Annotated in this window: 22 protein-coding genes; 6 read left to right on the top strand and 16 right to left on the bottom strand. The window is 47.5% G+C overall.

Annotated features, from left to right (window positions below; genetic code table 11):
• Nucleotides 1-74: 74 nt before the first annotated feature.
• From KNQ05_RS13355 to KNQ05_RS13335, 5 genes are all read right to left on the bottom strand, one after another.
• Entirely contained in the window at nt 75-701 is a 627-nt protein-coding gene (locus KNQ05_RS13355; protein ID WP_239456797.1) for a class F sortase, read from the bottom strand.
• On the bottom strand, nt 661-1455 hold the full coding sequence (locus KNQ05_RS13350) for a DUF4397 domain-containing protein (RefSeq protein WP_088836104.1): 795 nt from the start codon (nt 1453-1455) through the stop codon (nt 661-663). Before KNQ05_RS13350 ends, KNQ05_RS13355 begins: the two co-directional genes overlap by 41 nt.
• 733 nt (nt 1456-2188) lie before the next feature.
• Complete coding sequence (speB, locus tag KNQ05_RS13345; RefSeq protein ID WP_214805709.1) at nt 2189-3061, bottom strand: agmatinase; 873 nt, start codon at nt 3059-3061, stop codon at nt 2189-2191.
• Between the two features lie 60 nt (nt 3062-3121).
• Nucleotides 3122-3961: a polyamine aminopropyltransferase gene (gene speE, locus KNQ05_RS13340; protein WP_014969274.1), complete on the bottom strand. Its 840-nt coding sequence runs from the start codon at nt 3959-3961 to the stop codon at nt 3122-3124.
• 142 nt (nt 3962-4103) lie between these two features.
• Nucleotides 4104-4778 carry an NAD(P)H-dependent oxidoreductase gene (locus tag KNQ05_RS13335; protein WP_088836102.1) on the bottom strand — a complete coding sequence of 225 codons (675 nt, stop codon included), beginning with the start codon at nt 4776-4778 and terminating at the stop codon, nt 4104-4106.
• 397 nt (nt 4779-5175) lie between these two features.
• Here KNQ05_RS13335 and KNQ05_RS13330 point away from each other — a divergent pair, with 397 nt between their 5' ends.
• Both KNQ05_RS13330 and KNQ05_RS13325 read left to right on the top strand, forming a co-directional pair.
• Entirely contained in the window at nt 5176-6732 is a 1557-nt protein-coding gene (locus tag KNQ05_RS13330) for a BCCT family transporter (protein WP_088836101.1), read from the top strand.
• Between the two features lie 75 nt (nt 6733-6807).
• A complete protein-coding gene (locus KNQ05_RS13325) occupies nt 6808-7650 on the top strand; it encodes a metallophosphoesterase (RefSeq protein WP_251132520.1) in 843 nt (280 codons plus the stop codon).
• Nucleotides 7651-7690: 40 nt separating this feature from the next.
• Here the strand turns inward: KNQ05_RS13325 and KNQ05_RS13320 are convergent, their stop codons facing one another.
• Both KNQ05_RS13320 and KNQ05_RS13315 read right to left on the bottom strand, forming a co-directional pair.
• Nucleotides 7691-8185, bottom strand: coding sequence for a YwhD family protein (locus KNQ05_RS13320; protein ID WP_214770625.1), 495 nt, complete (start codon nt 8183-8185; stop codon nt 7691-7693).
• 68 nt (nt 8186-8253) lie between these two features.
• A complete protein-coding gene (locus KNQ05_RS13315) occupies nt 8254-8781 on the bottom strand; it encodes a hypothetical protein (protein WP_214805704.1) in 528 nt (175 codons plus the stop codon).
• Between the two features lie 171 nt (nt 8782-8952).
• On the opposite strand from KNQ05_RS13315, the gene KNQ05_RS13310 reads away from it, so the two are divergent.
• Nucleotides 8953-9138, top strand: a complete 186-nt coding sequence (locus KNQ05_RS13310) for a 2-hydroxymuconate tautomerase (RefSeq protein ID WP_029332386.1) — start codon at nt 8953-8955, stop codon at nt 9136-9138.
• Between the two features lie 89 nt (nt 9139-9227).
• On the top strand, nt 9228-9857 hold the full coding sequence (locus KNQ05_RS13305) for an NAD(P)-dependent oxidoreductase (protein WP_214770623.1): 630 nt from the start codon (nt 9228-9230) through the stop codon (nt 9855-9857).
• Between the two features lie 80 nt (nt 9858-9937).
• Here the strand turns inward: KNQ05_RS13305 and KNQ05_RS13300 are convergent, their stop codons facing one another.
• From KNQ05_RS13300 to KNQ05_RS13285, 4 genes are all read right to left on the bottom strand, one after another.
• The gene (locus KNQ05_RS13300) at nt 9938-10282 is read right to left on the bottom strand and encodes a YciI family protein (protein WP_251132523.1); all 345 of its coding nucleotides are present in this window, start codon (nt 10280-10282) and stop codon (nt 9938-9940) included.
• Nucleotides 10283-10790: 508 nt separating this feature from the next.
• Entirely contained in the window at nt 10791-11969 is a 1179-nt protein-coding gene (locus KNQ05_RS13295) for a NupC/NupG family nucleoside CNT transporter (protein ID WP_029332383.1), read from the bottom strand.
• Nucleotides 11970-12092: 123 nt separating this feature from the next.
• Nucleotides 12093-12944 carry a phosphotransferase family protein gene (locus KNQ05_RS13290; protein ID WP_214767694.1) on the bottom strand — a complete coding sequence of 284 codons (852 nt, stop codon included), beginning with the start codon at nt 12942-12944 and terminating at the stop codon, nt 12093-12095.
• A complete protein-coding gene (locus KNQ05_RS13285; RefSeq protein ID WP_214805691.1) occupies nt 12928-14247 on the bottom strand; it encodes an HD domain-containing protein in 1320 nt (439 codons plus the stop codon). The genes KNQ05_RS13290 and KNQ05_RS13285 overlap by 17 nt, the downstream gene beginning before the upstream one ends.
• A 146-nt stretch (nt 14248-14393) precedes the next feature.
• On the opposite strand from KNQ05_RS13285, the gene lipL reads away from it, so the two are divergent.
• Both lipL and KNQ05_RS13275 read left to right on the top strand, forming a co-directional pair.
• Nucleotides 14394-15218, top strand: a complete 825-nt coding sequence (lipL, locus tag KNQ05_RS13280; protein ID WP_088836093.1) for an octanoyl-[GcvH]:protein N-octanoyltransferase — start codon at nt 14394-14396, stop codon at nt 15216-15218.
• Nucleotides 15219-15231: 13 nt separating this feature from the next.
• Entirely contained in the window at nt 15232-16080 is an 849-nt protein-coding gene (locus KNQ05_RS13275; RefSeq protein WP_088836092.1) for a DegV family protein, read from the top strand.
• 112 nt (nt 16081-16192) lie between these two features.
• Here KNQ05_RS13275 and KNQ05_RS13270 read toward each other — a convergent pair whose 3' ends face one another.
• From KNQ05_RS13270 to KNQ05_RS13250, 5 genes are all read right to left on the bottom strand, one after another.
• Complete coding sequence (locus tag KNQ05_RS13270) at nt 16193-16603, bottom strand: hypothetical protein (protein WP_088836091.1); 411 nt, start codon at nt 16601-16603, stop codon at nt 16193-16195.
• Nucleotides 16600-18144: a flotillin lipid rafts scaffold protein FloT gene (locus tag KNQ05_RS13265; protein WP_157898459.1), complete on the bottom strand. Its 1545-nt coding sequence runs from the start codon at nt 18142-18144 to the stop codon at nt 16600-16602. The genes KNQ05_RS13270 and KNQ05_RS13265 overlap by 4 nt, the downstream gene beginning before the upstream one ends.
• Nucleotides 18120-18641 carry an NfeD family membrane protein gene (locus tag KNQ05_RS13260; protein WP_088836089.1) on the bottom strand — a complete coding sequence of 174 codons (522 nt, stop codon included), beginning with the start codon at nt 18639-18641 and terminating at the stop codon, nt 18120-18122. The genes KNQ05_RS13265 and KNQ05_RS13260 overlap by 25 nt, the downstream gene beginning before the upstream one ends.
• Entirely contained in the window at nt 18631-18870 is a 240-nt protein-coding gene (locus KNQ05_RS13255; protein WP_029332376.1) for a hypothetical protein, read from the bottom strand. Before KNQ05_RS13255 ends, KNQ05_RS13260 begins: the two co-directional genes overlap by 11 nt.
• A 143-nt stretch (nt 18871-19013) precedes the next feature.
• Nucleotides 19014-20213: a multidrug effflux MFS transporter gene (locus KNQ05_RS13250; RefSeq protein ID WP_088836088.1), complete on the bottom strand. Its 1200-nt coding sequence runs from the start codon at nt 20211-20213 to the stop codon at nt 19014-19016.
• Nucleotide 20214: the final 1 nt, after the last annotated feature.

Genomic DNA, 20214 nt, shown 5'->3' with positions numbered 1-20214 from the left:
TGTTCAGGTTGAGCTTCATCTAAAAAAAGACCAACCCATGACGGATTGGTCTTTTTTTGATTCCGTATTGCTTGTTACTCTTCCACTTGATCGGCGGTTACGACTAACCGTTCATCATACCCTTTTGATTTCGTAAACGTTCCGATACACGAAATCAACGTCAGGCGTTTAGCGACCGTTGCCCCAAAAATCGAACCAACGGGTGCTTCATCTACAGGATAGGAGGTTACGTTTGTCACCACGTAAGATATCGTCTGCCCTGCTTTTGATCGTAACTCGATTCGTTGTCCTTGTTTCATCTTTGCTAAATCGTAAAATACAGCGGGACCTTCCGTGTCATCTAAATGACCTGCGAGGATGACATTTCCGGTTTGGTTCGCCTCCGCGCCGTATCGGTACCAACCCACTTGATCGGTTTTTTTCGGAACATCCATCCGCCCTTGCTTGTCTTTCCCCACGATTTCAACCTTTGCTTGCACGTCAATCGCATCAATCGATAGTGTCGCCGGGATAAAACTAGCCGTTTCACGACTTTCTTGTACGGATTCAGGTATTGCTTGCTCGATTGCAGGTGTCGCTTGCTCGACTGGCTTCGAAGGAGGAACAGATTCTTCTGTTCCTCCACATCCAGCGAGAATGAGAAAGATCAGAAAGAAACTGTTACGCGTTTTGTTTACGGCGAATGACATAACTTGTTCCAACTAGGGCCGCTCCAGCAAGTGCTACAAGTGCCCAAGTCGTTGCCATTGAAGATGTGTCTGCTGATCCACCAAGTCCTGTGTCTGGCATCGCAGCCATTTCACCGCCATCTGGAATCAAGAGCACATCAAACGCGGGTTCTCCTTCAAGAAGACCGATTGCAAGCGCTGTATAGTTTTTACCGCTATCTAATTTAACACCGTCGAGTGCTTTGACAACATCCATCGCGCCCGCTGGTCGTACTTCAAGATCATACGTGCCGGCATCGAGTGTTCCATAGTCTGAGACTTTCGAGAATTCAAGGTCACTGAAGAGTGCGTCTCCACCTTTAGGGGCGACATCAACAGCTGGTGCGTCCGGTGCAAAGTGCGCGACACGAACCATTGATTTTCCATCTTCACCTTGACCATTGTCTTCCATGACAGCGAGTTTAATATCTGCTAATTTACCGATTGCCGCGACTGAGTAAAATTTTCCGGCTTCAATGTTGAGTGTTTGAGAAAGTACAGGATCTTCTGTTGTTCCTGCAGCGAAGACTTCAACTTTATGTTCTCCTGCCGGAAGAGTGAGATAGTCTGTGACAGCTTTGAATTCCGCTCCTGAGACAGCTGTTTCGCCATCGACGGCAATATCAACTGCCGGAGCATCTGGTGAAGCGTGAATTACACGCACCATTGCGTCATCTGCTGCACCTACCGGTAGCACGAATAGTGCAAACAAAAACGCAGCGGTAACGAACGATATGAATTTCTTCATCATTTTTTCCACCTCTCGTGTCATAATGTATTTCGCTTCTCAAGCCAACCTTTCATTCTAGAAGAAAATATTTCATTCGCGGTGACATCTTGAATTTAAACTAATTTGCAGTACTTTGTAAATATTCCGATGTGCTGAGAGTAACAGTTGTACGCTATCCCCTTTCGGAGTCTCCAGCATCTCACTACCGTATTCCATTCACCCCACCTTCTTTAACTGAAACTGATAAACTGTACAAATGAAGAAATGTACTGCCCATCCTATGTCTTTTTAGACGCATCATGTTTTTCAGCACCACATGGATCGGTTTATCGATCATATGATTCAAGCGGCAATCTTTCGGGATGTTGTAAAAAAAACAGGCAGGCGTCTATATGATTACACTACCCTTTGCTAAGCATTTGTAACGTCCGAATGTAGATTCGAGACGGATTGCGCTCTAAACCATCTACATGCCCGGCTTTCCGTCACGATGTTACCTAAAAAGCGTCACGTTTCGTTGACTCCTACGGGAAAAAGTGCGTTTTTAACGCACTTGCAGAGGCAGGCAAGACCCTGCTCATTGTCCGCTAGGATCCAAGGAGCAGCGGCTTGCGCCTCGCCCGAGGAAAGCAACGAAAAAAGACGCTTTATCTCCCAATAGCACGTTGTCTACAGTCTGAAAAAAGTAGCGTACAAGGACAACCCCTTGTACGCTACTTTTTTACATATCCCGCAATCATTTCAGACAAATTTACTTAATGAAACCAATCATCATTTCACGTAAGACTTTCGCAGCGGCAATCGCTGTCATGTCAGACTGATCATATGCCGGGCAGACTTCAACGAGATCGGCTCCGATGACGTCGACGTCAGCACGTGAAATCATGTGGACGACTTCAAGTAACTCTTTTGTTGTCACGCCGCCGATTTCCTGTGTACCTGTTCCTGGTGCAGCAGACGGATCGAGGACGTCGATATCAATCGTCACATAAACTTTTTTACCGGCAAGCTTCGGCAAAACAGTCTTTAACGGTTCAACGATTTCATAATTGAACAAATTGTAACCGGACGTCTTCGCCCACTCGAATTCTTCTTTCATCCCTGAACGGATGCCGAATGAATAGCAGTTTTCCGGTCCAATCAAGTTGGCGATTTTTTTGAGTGGTGTCGAATGCGAGAGCGGTTCACCTTCATACTCGTCACGTAAATCCGTATGTGCGTCAAAATGTAAGACGACGAAATCATCGTAGTGTTTATCAAAGGCTTTAACGACCGGCCACGTCACGAGGTGTTCGCCCCCCATACCGAGCGGGAACTTACCTGCCGTCAGTAACGAATCGACATACTCTTCAATCATGTCGAGTGACTTTTGGGCATTGCCGAACGGCAACGGAATGTCACCCGCGTCAAACAATTTCGCATCGGCGATATCGCCGTTTAAATACGGACTGTATTCTTCGAGACCAAGTGATACTTCACGAATCCGCGCCGGGCCAAAACGTGATCCCGGGCGGAAACTGACCGTCCAGTCCATCGGCATGCCGTATAACACACCTTTTGCATCTTCGTGAGTCGGTTGACTCGCGATAAAGACTTTACCTGAATATGCTTCATCAAAACGCATTTCTATTCCTCCAGTCATAGAAAGGAGTGTCCCTGAAAACGGAACACTCCTACTTTGAAATTAAATCGTTAAATCTTTGACGAACTTTGGCAACGCGAACGCTGCTGTATGAAGTTCCGGTGTATAGTACTTCGTTTCGATTTCATGGAAACGCTCTGGTGCGACAGCGAGTGGATCATGTTTTTTCGATCCAATCGTAAATGTCCACAGACCGCTCGGGTACGTCGGAACGTTCGCGATGTATAGTTTTGTGATTGGGAAGATTTCTTTGACGTCACGTTGTACATCACGGATCAAGTCTGGTGTAAACCATGGGTTGTCCGATTGTGCGACGAAAATACCGTCTTCTTTTAATGCTTTCGAGATTCCAGAGTAGAATCCTTTTGTGAACAGGTTGACGGCAGGACCGACCGGCTCTGTCGAATCGACCATGATGACATCGTATTCGTTGACCGCTTCCGCGATGTGCATGAATCCGTCACCCACAATGACTTCGACGCGTGCGTCGTCTAAACCACCTGCGATGTTCGGAAGGTATTTCTTCGAGTACTCGATGACCTTGCCATCAATTTCGACGAGAACTGCTTTTTCGACCGATGGGTGTTTTAAGACTTCACGGATGACTCCGCCGTCTCCCCCACCTACGACGAGAACCGATTTCGGGTTCGGGTGTGTGAACAATGGGACGTGTGCGACCATTTCGTGATACACGAACTCATCTCTGTCCGTTGTCATGACCATCCCGTCAAGTAACAACATTGTACCGAACTCGTCCGTCTCAACCATCTCCAGGCGTTGAAACTCCGTTTGTTCGCTCTCATAAACGTGGTTGACACGGAATGTGATACCGTAATCTTCCGTTTGGTGTTCCGTGAACCATAACTTTAATTTTTGTTCCATTTGCGATAGAACCCCTTTCTTTCTCAAGACAAAAGTTGTTCGTATGCGAGTGGCGTTTACGGCGCTTCTTAATCATACAAATGCGAGTATACCGAATTTTGAAAGAAACTTCTATATAATTCGAAAAAAACTATCTGAGTGTTTACTCGACGAAAGTGACGATTTCATCCAAGTCACGGCGTTGTTTCGCACGTTTCGGTTCATCCGCCCGGTAACCGAACGCTACCATGACAGGAACCGTAAATACAGTCCGGTCGAGTAAATCATGGTCGACTAAGATTTTTTCAATCGCCTCTTGATCAAATCCTTCAATCGGACATGAATCGATTCCGATTTGTGCTGCCGTCGACATCATGTTTCCGAGCGCGATATAGGCCTGTTTCGCTGACCAGTCTTCCATCGCTTTTTCATTATTCCCGATTTTAAAGTCTTCTTCGAGGAAAAGACCATACCGCGTCGTCCGCCCTTGTTTTGCCTCGTCTGACAAACCGAGTGCGTCCATCATGTGCGTGACATGCGGACCATCTGGTTGCATTTGCGCACCTGTCCGTGCAAGGAAAATGACATAATGGCTCGCTGTCGGCAATTGTCCTTGGGCACCCCACGAGACGGCACGAAGTTCTTCACGCAATGCTTCATTTTGGATGACGAGCATGTTCCAAGGCTCATAACCAAATGAACTTGGGGAGAGACGCGCGGTTTCTAAAATAAATGCGAAGTCTGCTGGTGTGATCTTTTTCGAAGGATCAAATGCTTTCGTCGCATGACGTGATTGAAAGGCTGCTAAAATAGCTTGTTTTTTCTGTTCGTGACTCATCGTTCGATTCCTCCAGTGATTTTGATCGATTATTTCACAACGATAGCAAATCTGAAATCACCCGTCTGCTATTCTGCTTGATATTAAATGTTACAAATCAATCTTTTCGGGAAATACTAGAGAAACAAAAGAAAAATTAGATTTTTTCATTTTTTTCAAAAATCGCTATGCAAAGCCAGTTCAAACGACTTTACCACCCTTTTTTTCTAGAAATCCCCATCTTTCATTACCCACAGCATTTGCCATCCTTACTATAAGTTTGTTACGGTAGTAACTTGCGTGATAAGGTTTTGTTTTTGAAGTTACGGGTATTACTAATCGTTGTATAGCAATTTTTCAGTATTTACAACATGAAACAAAACAAACATGTAAAATTCGAAAGAAGGTGTTGACCACGATGGAAAATAATCGAAAAAGCAAGATCACGAACGTCTTTATTGTATCCGTCATTTTCTGTGTGCTCTTTACCATATGGGGAATCTTACCTGAATCACTCATTGGTGCCGCAAATCTTGGCAACGTAACAGCAGTCGCACAAAACTTTGTTACAAATGGCTTCGGCTGGCTCTACTTATTCGGTATGAGCGTCTTTTTATTAGTTGCAATCTTCCTCGTCTTCTCGCGTTTCGGTTCTATCCGACTCGGAAAAGACTCTGATCGCCCTGAATATAACCTGATTTCTTGGTTCGCGATGCTCTTTAGCGCCGGTATGGGGATTGGGCTTGTCTTCTGGGGTGTTTCAGAGCCATTGACACACTTCCATACACCACCGGTTGCGACGAGTGACCCGACTGAAGCAGCACGTCTTGCGATGCGCTATTCATTCTTCCACTGGGGACTTCACCCATGGGCACTTTATGCAATCGTCGCTTTAGCAATCGCTTACTCGACATTCCGTAAAGGACGTCCTGCGACAATCGGCGATACTGTCGCTTCACTTATGAAACCGAAATATGAAGCTGCAGGTAAAGGGACAGTTGAAGTTCTCGCGATCGTCGCAACAGCATTCGGTGTTGCCACTTCACTTGGACTTGGCGCCCAGCAAATCTCGGGCGGTTTACATTTCCTCGTCGGAGGTATTCCAAACTCGTTCATGACTCAGCTCCTGATCATCCTTGTTGTTTCAGTCCTTTATATGATTAGTGCTGCTTCTGGTCTCGATAAAGGAATTGTTCGCCTCAGCCACGCGAACCTTGTTCTCGCGGCGCTCTTGATGGTCGGCGTCTTGTTCCTCGGACCATTCAGTTTCATCATGGATTTATTCGTTCAAACAACAGGTGCCTATTTACAAAACCTGCCGATCATGAGTTTCCGTGCCTCAGCCTTCAACCCGGACGAACGTTCATGGATTAACGGCTGGACGATTTTCTACTGGGCATGGTGGATTTCTTGGTCACCATTCGTCGGTACGTTCATCGCACGTGTTTCAAAAGGACGGACGATTCGTGAATTCGTTCTCGGTATCTTGCTCGTCCCAACAATTTTCGGACTGCTCTGGTTCTCTGTTTTCGGTGGATCAGCAATCTGGAACGAACTTTTCAACAGCGTAAACTTAATTGATACAGTTAACGATAAAGGTGTCGAAACAGGTATGTTCGCCTTGTTCGAGACATTTGGTACACTTGGTACGATTCTTAGTATCGTAGCTGTCTTCTTGATTACGACATTCTTCATTACGTCAGCTGACTCAGCAACGTACGTACTCGGAATGCTCTCTTCAGGCGGTAGCTTGATGCCAAGCCTTCGAATCAAATTGACATGGGGTGTCATCCAGTCTTCAATCGCAGCTGTCTTACTTTATGCCGGTGGGCTGAGTGCTCTCCAAGCTGCCGCGATTTTAGCCGCCTTCCCGTTCATCTTCGTTGTCGGGATGATGGTCATTGCCTTGTTTATTGATTTGTATAACGAACCTGAAGAAAAGAAAGCATCTGATGATTTAAAGAAAGAAGCATAATCATGTCAGGCACCTCTTCCGCAATGCGGACTGAGGTGCCTTTTTGGTATGCTTAGTGAAGAGAGGAGTGAGGTCTTGCGCGTCAGAAAACGCTGGTTCGTTTCATTAGGGGTTCTTGTCTTAGGCGGTTGGTTTTTATATCAAGAAAATAATGTGATTGAAACGACCGCAATCACGATTGAAACAGAACGACTGCCAAAAGCATTCGATGGCTATACAGTCGTCCAAATCGCTGACTTACATGGGAAATCCTTCGATCCAAAACAAACGAAGCTACTCAAAAAAATTACTCAAGCACAGCCTGACCTCATCGTGATGACCGGGGATTTAATCGACTCTCGCCGAAACGGAGAAGCCGCTGCGCTGACTTTGATGAAACAATTGACTGCGGACTATCCTGTCTATTTCGTCACGGGAAACCATGAAGTTCGTCGCAACTTGACCCTTTTACCAAAACTCGAAGCGATTGGTGTACAAATTTTACAGAATACGGCAGTCCCGCTCGAATATAACGGTGCAAACATTGCTCTACTCGGCATCGACGACCCAACGACGACACGCTGGAGCGAAGGTCTCCAAGAGTCTGACGGAACTCGGAAAAGCCTCGCCTCCGCACAAGAAGCTGTCGATCGATCGACGTTTCAACTCTTACTCGCCCATCGTCCGGAATATGTACCGCTCTATGCGGAGCGGCAAATTGATCTCGTTCTGTCCGGTCATGCTCACGGCGGTCAAATCCGACTTCCCTTCACAGATGGCTTGTATGCACCTGGACAAGGATTTTTCCCGAAACGGACGGCCGGTCAATATACAGTGGATACGACACAACTCATCGTCAGTCGCGGTCTTGGCAACAGTCTCTTCCCGTTTCGGTTGTTCAATCGTCCCGAAATCGTTGTCATCACTTTAAAGTCATGATAAAAAATCGCCGCCTCCTAGGAGACGGCGATTTTTTTAGTTATGCGAGTGCATCATGTAACTCAGGCTCTGCGTTCGCCCACATTTCCGGTTTATGTGTCATCAGGAATTCACGAAGCAGTCCTTTTGACGTATCGTCCATCTGATCGACGACGATGCGTCCCTTGAGTGACTTGTCCATCTTATTGACGTGATCGGCTAAGATTTTAAACCCGCGCCGTGTTTCGACATCGACTAATAAATCGCATGCTGCGACGCCTCCATAATAAAACCCTTCTGGCTTACGTCCTACCGTGACCCAAACGATCCAGTACAGTTTCCCATTCGGTGCGTCCGCTCGATCCGTCGTGAACTTAATTCGCTTCTCAATCGCTGCTTTCGCATGCATGGCACCCATATCGATGTATGCTTCGCCGTCCTCTGGCGAGATGATGACCGGTGACATACTGTTCAAACTGAGTGTCCCGACGCCAAATCCACCATGTCCGTCTGTTGAATTATCTGAAATGATATTGAAGTTAATCTTCTTTTCCATCTTTACTCGACCCCTTTTACAGCTGTTGCCTCTATCATACCGCATTCAACTGCTGACGCAAGTCCCGCTTAGCGTTTCACTTGTTCCAGCTGTTCTTTCGTCACACGCCGAATCGTCGGCAGACGGAGACATTCAAGTGAGGTCAATTCTTCATGCACAGGTGGATTTGATTCTTCCAAGCGTGTCAATGCCCGGTCGTAAAGTGTCTGTGCCGCACGACCAAACAAAATCACGCGTTCAAGCGACGAGCAACGAGACCGAATCGCCCGCAGTTGTTTAGCAAGCTCCCGGACACGCTCCTCGACTTCTGTTTCAATCTCAGGCGGTAACTTCCGATTTTGGAACAAGGGCTTAAAGCGGTCATCCTCTTCAAGTAACGTCACCATTCCATACCGTTTCGCTTCCGGCGTACCGACGAGTGCCGCTAATTCTTTATCCGTCACAAGTCGACCAAACGGAATGCTTTCATCAAAAATGACTTCTGCGACTTCCAAACCCTTCGTCCCCGATAGTGGATACGTCGTGTCCTCTGATAATGCCCGGTCGAAAATAAGCAATGTATGAATCTTTTTTCGTATAACAGATTCCATTTCCATTGGTGTCACCTCTTCATCCTAAGTTTTCCTCTCGACTACTTCTCTTTTACATGCCCCCACTCCTGTCTTATACCCGTCTTTTCGTGTTTCGATGTCGCTGTTTGACGGCTCCCCTGCTCCATACGGTATACTGAGGGCGTATTGCCATTATGTTTTTAGGAGGAACGATTTATGCCTTACGTTACCGTTAAAATGCTTTCAGGACGGACTGTCGAACAAAAACGTGCACTGATCGAAAAAGTAACAGAAGCTGTTTCAGAAACAGTCAATGCTCCAAAAGAAAACATTACCGTCTTCATCGAAGAAATGGAAAAGACGGACTATGGACAAGCAGGCGTCATGTTTGCCGATAAATAAGGAACTAAAAAAGGATGGACGATGCGTGTTGCTCGACCATCCTTCCTTCTTATACCTATAACACCATGAACGAGAGAGGATGAATTATGATGGCAACGCTTAGCCTTTTAGGGGCAACGGGACGGACAGGGCGTCCCTTGCTCGATTTATTGTTACAAGCCGGTCACAATGTCCGCGCGCTCGTCCGCTCGACCGATCACATGTTACCGGAGCACCCGCAATTGACGATCATTCAAGGAGATGCAACGGAAGTAACAGATTTAGAGAATGTCATTCAAGGTTCATCTGCCGTCTTCAGTTGTCTTGGTACGGATCAGCAACATGTTCTTTCAACAGCGATTCCCCATCTCGTCACGAAAATGAAGGAACAACAGATCGAACGGATCATCTTCATCGGGACGGCTGGCATTCTCGATGCCTCAGAAGAACCCGGGAAGTACCGCTTCCAGTCAAGCGAATCGCGCCGCCGTTCGACAGTGGCTGCTGAAGATCATTTGAAAGCTTATTTGACATTAAAGGATGCTGACGTTGACTTCACTGTCATCTGTCCGACTCAATTGACGGAAGACGATGAAATCAATGATCTCTTAATTGAAGCACCCCGCTTCACACAGGAGACAGGACCGATTCCTCGCCGCAACGTCGCCCGTTTTGCTTTTGAAGCCTATCACGAACATCTCTTCAGTCGTAAGCGCGTGGGGATTGCTTCCCATCAATGATTTCAAAAATCAACATGACGATGAATCCCGTGCGCCGTCAGGCATGCTGGATTCATCGTCATGTTTTAGTTTGCTTACTTTCAATCAAACACTTGTCGTAGTTCAATTTCCCCTTCACCGTGCCCTTGCGGATCCGGCATCCGTAGTGCCCAGTCGATTGCTTCTTTTCGTGACGCGACATCGATCAAAATAAATCCAGCAATCAATTCCTCTGTTTGCATGAATGGTCCTTCCGTAACGATCGGTCGATCTCCAGGTCCACGATAAGAAAAGCGCATCCCGTTCGAGCTCGGATGGAGTCCTTTCGCCATCACATGTACCCCTGCATCGCGTAACGCTTGATTGTACTCGGACATCGCTTCCATAAGCTCAGGACTTGGACGCTCACCCGCTTCTGCACGCTTTGATCCTTTAACGATCAACATAAATAGCACGTTCAGCATCTCCCTTTCTCGAAAGTCGCTAAAATGATGTATTAACCAATTCCACCATCCCCTTCTCCGCAAACCAAGATGAGTCTAACCAAATCAATTCTTGTGGCGGATGTTTCCGACATCCTCGCTTTCCAGGTAAGCTTGGGGAGAGCAACGAAAATAGATGACGCTTGTCTGGTCCACAATTTCTTTTTCCACAATCTAAAATACCCGCCGACAACGATGTCAGCGGGTAGAAAAACTCTTATGAAGCGCGAACATGCGATATCGAGACAGATTGTACTCTAAACCGTCTTTCCTGATTTCCCACATGGTATTCCCTAAAAAGCGTCACGGTTCGTTGACTCCTACGGGAAAAAGTGCGTTTTTAACGCACTTTCAGAGGCAGGCAAGACCGAGGAAAGCAACGAATAAAAACGCTTGCAGTTCCCAATATCGACTTTTTCCACAATCTAAAATACCCGCCGACAAAGATGTCAGCGGGCATGTTAAGTTCTCATTAGATGATGACACTGACGACGATTGCTGTCAGAACACTGACGAGCGTCGCACCGTACAATAATTTAAGACCGAAGCTCGCAGCGACACTGCCTTGGCGATCGTCGAGTCCTTTAACTGCACCCGCGATGATCCCGATTGACGAGAAGTTCGCGAATGAAATCAAGAAGACCGATACGATTCCGAGTGTACGCTCTGAGAATTCTTTCGTGTACTCAGGAAGACTGAGCATCGCGACGAATTCGTTCGTGATCAATTTCGTTGCCATGATGCTACCAGCACTGACTGCTTCTGCCCATGGAACACCCATGATAAAAGCGAATGGCGCAAAGATGTACCCGAGAATTTCTTGGAACGAGATACCAAGAACCATCAAGAAGATGTCGTTGACCATCCCAATCAATGCGTTGTATCCGATTAACATCGCACCGACGATGATTGCGACTTTAAATCCATCCAAGATGTATTCGCCGAGCATCTCGAAGAACGTTTGTTTCTCTTCGACGATTTCTAAGATATCTTCGTTTGGATCGACCGTATACGGATTGATGATTGAAACAATCATAAATCCACCAAAGAGGTTTAAGACGATGGCCGTAACGACATATTTCGGTTCCACCATTGTCATGTAAGCACCGACGATTGACATTGAAACGGTCGACATCGCCGAAGCACACAATGTATAGAGACGGTTTGCCGGTAATTTACCGATTTGTTTTTTGACTGTGATGAAGACTTCAGATTGACCGATCGCTGCCGAGGCGACGGCGTTGTATGATTCAAGTTGTCCCATGCCGTTAATCTTCGACAAGACAAATCCGATTCCGCGCATTAAGAGCGGGAGGATTTTCGTGAACTGTAAAATTCCGATTAATGCTGAGATAAAGACAATAGGAAGAAGAACGTTGATGAAGAATGGCTGTGCCCCTTCATTCGCAAGTCCACCAAAGACAAAGTTAATTCCGATTGCTGCATAACCAAGTAACTTTTCAAAGACACTCGCTACACCGCGGATGATAATATAACCGAACGACGTGTTCAATAAGATGAATCCGAGAACGAGCTGAAGCACTAGCATGACCGCAAGCGGTTTCAATTTGATACTTTTACGATTGCTGCTGACGAGTAGAGCTAGTCCAAAAACGACGACCAGTCCGAGTAACGCGATTAAATATTTCATGAAGTACCCCTCAATCTATTAGTTGTTTATCAGTTGTACATAAGTACGATGTCTGACGTTTAATCTCTGTCCCAAGTACTAGAATAATCAACATTCGTCAGAACTGCAATAGGTAAAGTTCATTTAGTAACCGCTTTCGTTATTTTCATAAACTTTCAAGACAAAGTTTTCCAGGCGTTTCCGAACATTGTCCTGACTGAGGTTTCGCTTTCCATATGCTTCCCACCCCGGATATACAGTAATTGTTTCGGGTCCAAAATCGAAAACAGCATTTAAGTCCCATCTCCGATCGTAAGTAAGCCCGCTCATCGCCTGATAAAATTTTAAAAACCGGTCCGCAACTTCGACGGACTCGAGTAAAGCAAGGTTCAGCCGGCAATGCGCCACGTCTGCTTCAATCGGTCCAACACATGCACTCACCCAATCAACTACGTTATACTTTTCCCCTAAATCGTATAACACATTAACCGGATGGAAATCACGATGGATGAATCGAATCTGTTCACTAGGCGCTGGTGCTGGTGCACTTGCCCAGTCCCAGGCGGCGATTTCGGTTGCCCAGGTCGGAACGACACGGGTTTTACTATAGGGTTTATATACATACGAAGTTTTTGGGACCGGTAAGCGATGAATTGCGACTAACGTCCGTGCCAGTCGCTCCACATACAGATCGTCAAGTGGCGTAAGTTGCACCACCCCTTGGACATACGTCATCTGAAGCCAAGGTGGAATCTCGCCGATCCACGCTTCTTGATACTTGAGGACGCGCGGTGCAAGCGGCCCCGCCGTCTTTAGCGCAAAGACCTCGTGCGCGACGAGGTCCTGTTCTTGTTGCAACCAGTTTGGATTCGTATGGATTCGGATAACACTGTCGCCCGCCCGTACGACGAGCGACGAGGTCGCCCCGGGTAAAACTTCCGTCTCAATTCCGGACAACCCGACCTGTTCTAAAATCTGCTCAATGACTCGTTTCATTTGAGTATCCTCCGAGCAACAGTTGATCAATCTGCATCTTTTCATTAGCGAACTCACGTAAGTCATACAAGATTTCTTGCGGATAAAACAACTTTTCATCCGTCTGTCTTGAATTCGCGATCGCTTCGACGAGTGGGGAGACTTGTGAGATTTCTTTTTTCTGCCCGTCTTTCATTTGGAGCATGATCGGCTGTTTACTGATTTCTCGGTTCTCTCCATATAAATCATACGGAAGGCGACTTAATTTATCTTCTAACAAGTAATATGCCGGATCGAGTCCGATTTTATTGAACAGTTCTGCTAGTTTTTCATGGATTGCTTCCCGCTTTTCTGGTGGGTAGTCGACGTACTTAAATAATTTTCGATTGACGAACCGACGTGACAAGTCACTAAGAATCGCATCGTGTTCTTCCATCCATTGTTGGAAATAGAAATAAACAATCGTTTCATCAAGCGCGAGGTAATTCTTCAACGCCATCGTTTGGTCAAATAACGGAATCAAATGAACCGGATGGATGTCAAACACATAACCCGAGGTATACAGTTCCTTCGCCCGCTCGAGAATCGCTTTTAATAAGTAATCGCTCGATCGTGTGACCGGGTGCAGATAGACTTGCCAGTACATCTGATACCGGCGCATGATGTAGTCTTCAATCGAGTGCATGCCTGATTGTTTGACGACCATCTGATTGTGTGCGGGACGTAAGACACGCAACATGCGTTCTAAATCAAACTTCCCGTAACTGACACCGGCGAAATGGGCGTCACGCAATAAGTAATCCATCCGGTCGACGTCGAGTTGCGAACTGATCATCGTCACGAGCAACTGGTTCGGATGCGTCTTATTGATGACGGAGGCGACTTCTTCCGCAAAGCCTTCGCCAACTTGATCGAGGACTCGTTTGATTTCCGTATCCCCGAGAATGATCCGTTCCGTCCACTCCTCGTGATCGACACCAAAGACATTTTCGAAGGCATGGGAAAAGGGTCCGTGCCCGACGTCATGAAGCAAGGCTGCGACGAGCGTCAGCTCGCGGTATTGGTCATCCCAGTCAGCACGACCGTTAAAGACGTCAATCAGTTGGCGTGTAATCTCATACACACCAAGCGAATGATGAAACCGTGTATGCTCCGCTCCGTGAAACGTCAAAAAGGATGTCCCGAGTTGTTTGACCCTGCGAAGCCGTTGAAACTCCTTTGTTCCAATCAGTTGCCAAATCAATTGGTCGCTGACATAAATATAACGATGAACCGGATCTTTAAAGACCTTAGTTTCTCTTAATTGACCTAGTGACTGATACATGTCATTCTCCCCTTCATCTGGTCGTTCTCTTCGTTGTTTTCAATTTAGGGGCAGTCTGTTCCTGTCAGACTATCCGCTTCTTACATAAAGTTTACACTGGCTATGCTATAATGATGTCGCAAATCTACAAAAAAAGGAACGAGCCAATGGGAATCGAACTCTTAAAACAAGAACAATATCGTATTTTTGATCAAACGTCACTCGGAACGACATTTCATGCCACCCAATCGTTCGCGATGGACGACACGCTTTGTGCCTCCGTCGCAACAGAAGGTGCGGCACTTCGTTCTTGGGTGCACCACGAAACGGTCGTCCTCGGGATTCAAGATGCCCGTCTGCCTCACTTAACAGAAGGAATCGACGTCTTGAATACACACGGCTTTCACCCCGTCGTCCGAAATTCGGGCGGACTCGCGGTCGTCCTCGATGCAGGTGTCTTGAACATTTCGCTTGTCCTACCAGAACGGGGCGGCATTGATATCGACAGCGGCTACGAAGCGATGCTCGCCCTTGTGCAGCACATGTTCAGAGACGAAACCGATGCGATCGTCGCTGGCGAAGTCGTCGGCTCATATTGCCCCGGCTCTTACGACCTTTCGATATTCGGTAAAAAGTTCGCCGGGATTTCGCAACGACGTGTCCGCGGGGGGGTCGCCGTTCAGATTTATTTATGTGTCAACGGAAGCGGGAGTAAGCGCGCAGCACTCGTGCGCGACTTTTATGAAGCCGCCCTGCAAGGCGAGGAAACAAAATTCACGTATCCTGTCATCATTCCGGACACAATGGCCTCTCTTGAGGAGTTACTTCAACTTCCGCTTACGGTCGAACAGTGTTTACTCCGTGCTTACCGTGCCTTGATGGCACTCGGCACAAATTTAGTCCCGTCCGTCCTCGATGAAGTCGAAAATGAACGATTCGGTGTAAACCTGGGCCGGATGCTCGAACGAAACGAAAAAGCCCTAGGTAAGTAAAGGAGAGAACGCAATGGTACGATTCATTACCGATAGTGGTGCCGATGCACCGCAAGAATTATTAGATGCCCATGACATCACAATCATGCCGTTCGGTGTATTGATTGGAGACGACACGTATTTTGACGGCGAAACGATTTCGCCGGAGGAGCTCTATGCTAAAATGCGTGACGGTGCTGCGCCAAAAACTTTCCAAGTCGAGGTCACGCGGATCGCGGAAGTCTTCAAAGCACACTTCGAACAAGGGGAACCGTTCCTCTATCTCGCTTTTTCAAGTGATCTATCCGGCACCTATCAAACGGCAACGATGCTCGCAGAAGAACTCGCCGAACAATATCCCGATGTTCCGTACGCCGTCATTGATACGAAAACAGCATCGACCGGTCAAGGACTCTTCGTCCTTGATGTCGCGACCTTCGCGAAAACACATACGTTTGACGAAACAAAAGCCTATGCAGAACAAAAAGTGAATTCGATCCGTCACTTGTTCACGGTTGAATCACTCGAGTACCTGATGCGTGGTGGTCGTGTGTCACGTGCGAGTGCCTTCATCGGTGGATTATTATCGATTCTGCCGCTCTTGACGGTCGAAGACGGTAAGTTGATCCCGAAAGAAAAGATTCGTGGTCAGAAAAAGGTCATGAACCGGATCGTCGAATGGATGGAAGAAGCGCGTCCGATGATTGACGGACACCGCATCATCATCGGTCACGGTGACTCGATTGAACGGGCCGAGATGCTCAAACAATTGATTGAAGCCCAGTTCTCTCCAAGCGAAGTCTTGATTACGATTGCCGGAGCGGCCATCGGTTCGCACACCGGACCGGGACTGCTTGTCATCGGCTATGATTTGCCGGCCTGACAGCCGCTTGATTTTATCCACACTAAAAAATCCGAATGATTCCCCTCTTCTTTATCAGAAAAGGTTGGATCATCCGGATTTTTTTGTTTTTAAAACCTGTCATTTCACGGTTTCATCGTCTCGATGCATACGGTGTCCGCTCTGTTCTCGGTTCAAAAAGTCCGAGCAACAAAAAGCGGAACAATACATACACAAACAAAAGCAATGTCACCAGTTCAAAGAACAAATAGCCGACATCTTGCAAGGACAGTCCTGTCCGGATTCCGTTCCACAAGTAGGCCAGATCTATTGTCAACAGACCGATTAGACCGGCAGCGAGCGCTTCCGCCCGTGTCAGCGGATGGTGAAGCGAATAGGAAACCCGCTTGACGTTGAAGATGTTCTGGATTCCGTCCTCTGATGTATAGCCTTTATACAGCGCGAACGCCGAACCGATTGCTACGAGGAAAAGTGCCGAAAGCGGGGCAACCAGATTTACGATAACCAGCAGAAACAGCATCGGCAAGACAACGTTCGGTTTCATTCAGACTTCGTTCCCGACGCGACCGGTTCCCCTTGATTCAAGTTGACCGTCAACGGTTTGGCTGTCCCTTTTCCAGAAAAGTTCTCAATCAATTCTTTGACATCGATTCCGGAAGAAGCCTTCAACGTCTCTTGGAGTGACGCCATCAAGTCCGTCGCATAACCCGTCACACGGTTCGCACCGCCACCTTCACCGTTCCCTGTATCGACGACCGTGATCTTGTCGATGTTACCGAGTGGTGCTGCGATTTCTTTCGCATACTCCGGCATCATGCGAATGACCATGTCGAGAATCGCCGCTTGTCCGAATTGTTCGAAGGCTTGGGCAATCTTCTCTTTTGCTTCTGCTTCCGCAAGACCTTTCAGGCGGATGATGTCCGCCTCGGTTTCCCCTTGTGCCCGCTCGGCGTCGGCTTTTGCGAGACCATCAAGGCGAATCCGTTCCGCATCGGCCTTCGCTGACGCTTCAATCCGGTATTTCGTCGCATCGGCTTCTGCATATTGTTTCGCCCGGTCCGCTTGTGCTGCCTGTTCGATCGAGTACCGATCGGCATCGGCACGTTTTTTAACTTCTGCGTCGTACTGTTTCTCGCGACGGAGAATTTCACGTTCTTCGAGTTCGATTTGTTTTTGCCGTTCGATGATTTTGATTTGCATTTGTTGCTCTGTGACTTCTTGTTGCGCGCGTGCATTTTCTAAGTCGTAGGCTTGGTCGGCTTTCGCCTTCGCGATGTCTTGTTCGCGACGATAGTCTGCCATCTTCAGCTGGTTTTCTTTTTCCGCTTCCGCGATTTCAGTCGCGCGCTCGAGCTCTGCTTTTTTCGCATCTTTTGAAGCTTCCGCCCGCTTGATCCGCGTTTCTTTTTCAGCATCCGCCGTCGCGATATCAGCGTCACGGCGTACTTGCGCGATGCGTGGTTTCCCGAGTGATTCGAGATAACCGTTTTTATCGCGGACATCTTTAATCGTGAACGAGACGATGATCAGTCCCATTTTCGCGAGATCTTGTGACGCGACACGTTGCACTTCTTGCGAAAATTTATCGCGGTTCTTATAGATTTCTTCGACCGTCATCGATCCAAGAATCGACCGCAAGTGACCTTCGAGGACTTCCCGCGCCTCACTTTCACGGTCTTCCTTTGATTTCCCGAGGAATTGCTCGGCTGCCGTCGCGATTTCCGAAATCGAGCTGCCGATTTTAATGATTGCCGTTCCATCCGCCATGACCGGAACACCTTGTTCCGTATAAACTTCAGGCGTTGTTACTTCGAGCTTGCTCGACAGTAAACTGAGCGGTGTCGCCTGTTGGAAGACAGGCAAGATGAATGCCCCGCCACCGCGAATGATTTTAACGCGGTTACCGGATTCATCCGTATTGACACTTGGACTATTTCCGAGATAACTCCCCGACACGATTAACGCTTCTTCTGGCCCAACTGTCCGATACTTCGTGATAAATAGAGCAACAAGCGCTAAAATGAGCGCGCCGGCGATAATCGCCACAATAATAACTGGATTCACGTAAACATCTCCTCTTTCCATTGGTTCGGGTAGGTCATGACGTGCGCCACCCCTTGTTTGATTTCAATGATGATGACTTTCGTTCCTTGATCGAGTGGCGGTCCTTCAAATAAAACGGCTGATTTTGAAATCCGTCCGGAGACATCATCGACTAAAATTTCTCCATATCCGTCACTCGGGATCGATAAAATGACCGTTGCACTTCTTCCTTCTAGCATCTGCTCGGAAAAACCCAGCGACTGCTCGGCTTCGGCAAGCGGTACAAAAATGAACAAGTGCACTAAGGTCGTCAAAATAAGACTGATGAATCCACTGAGCAATAAGATCATCAATGAGCTCATGGCTGTTAAATGCTCAAGTCCGAATCCGAAAGCCGACGTTAAAATGACGAATGATAAAATCAACGTCGGATGAAAAATTTGATCGACGCCCGGAACCAGGTCCGAGAACACGACCGATAACAAAACGCCACATCCTGCTGCTGCCAGTGCATAGAGATACAACGTACTAACGTCCATCTTCTGTCACCTCGATAAAAGCACTCGAGCCATAAAGCTGATGATAAATCCGTTTGTATTCATGCCGGTTTTCTTCATACAGCAGGTGTGCCAGCTCACGCTCACGCGGACTGGTGTCTTCTTGCAAACGCCGTGCATACTTTTTCTGTGCCGCGTAATGACGCGCTAGCAAACTTTCGAGTGCTCCTTGACTTGGCGTGGCCGCGACAGGTTGACGTCGTTTTCTCATCTTCGTGCTCCTTTCCTGTTTAATCCGTTCAGTTTTATGTACGCTAGTTTTTGGAAATGGTTTCAAAAACCAATTTCCTTTTTCCATTTTTCATGCGGATAAACAAAAAAACCGAAGAGCAATGCTCCTCGGTTTTAATCCGTTTACTTTTTCCGTTTAACAATCAAAACATAGTAGATGACGAGTGCTGCACAATCAAGTGTCATGATAATCAACCCCATCGGTAAAGCCGAGTCCTCGCCCATGATTCCGACGAGTGGTGAAACGAGTGAACCGACGAGCATCGGCAAGAGACCGAGCAAAGCAGATGCGCTCCCTGCCGTCTTCCCGTAGTTTTGCATCGCAAGTGTAAAACCAAGCGTTGAAATCAGACCGACGCTCGACACAACGAAGAAAAGTGGAATCATGACAAAAATCAAGGCATCGGATAAGGTCAAGCCGAGGAACAACAAGATGCTTGCCGTCGCAACAATCATTAAGGCAATCCGCATCAATTTCTCACTATCGACGCGACCGGCGAGTCGTCCTGCGATTTGAGCCGCGATGATGATTCCAATCCCGTTCAAGCCGAACAGGAAACTAAACTGTTGCGGACTCGCACCGTAAATGTTTTGTAAAACGAACGGCGAACCGGAGATATAGGCGAACATCGCACCCATGACGAACGCTTGTGCAAAGGCGTAACCGATGAACACGCGGTCCGTCAATAAACGACCAAACGTCCGAACCGTCGTCGCGAGATTCCCTTCGACCCGGTGATGCACCGGCAGTGTTTCCGGTAACCGGAAAGCAACGGCAAGCAGCATCATCGTACTTAAGATGGCCAGTAAATAAAACACCACATGCCAATCACCGAAACGTAAAATTTGTCCACCGATGACTGGTGCTAAAATCGGAGCCGTCCCGTTAACAAGAGATAAAGCAGCAAAGAACTTCGTCAATTCCGGTCCTTCAAACAAATCACGAACGATCGCGCGCGAAATGACGATGCCGGAAGCACCAGCCGCCCCTTGCACAAAACGAAGTGCAATCAACACTTCGATCGTCGGAGCAAACGCACATGCAAGCGAGGCGAGGAGATAGGCGACGAGTGCGAGCATTAAGGGACGTTTCCGTCCGCGGACATCGCTAAGCGGTCCGACAATCAATTGACCGAGCGCCATGCCAAGCATACATGCCGTCAAACTCAATTGAATCATCGACGCACTCGCCCCGAATGAACGGGACATGTCGGGGAAAGCAGGTAAATACATGTCGATCGAGAGCGGACCGAGTGCTGCCAATGAGCCTAAAATTAAAATCAAGGTAAGTCGTTTCGTTTTCACGAGTGAAACATCTGCCATC

This window comes from Exiguobacterium sp. s125, assembly GCF_018618605.1.
Taxonomy (GTDB): Bacteria; Bacillota; Bacilli; order Exiguobacteriales; family Exiguobacteriaceae; genus Exiguobacterium_A; species Exiguobacterium_A oxidotolerans.
This window is presented reverse-complemented; position numbering and strand designations above follow the sequence as displayed.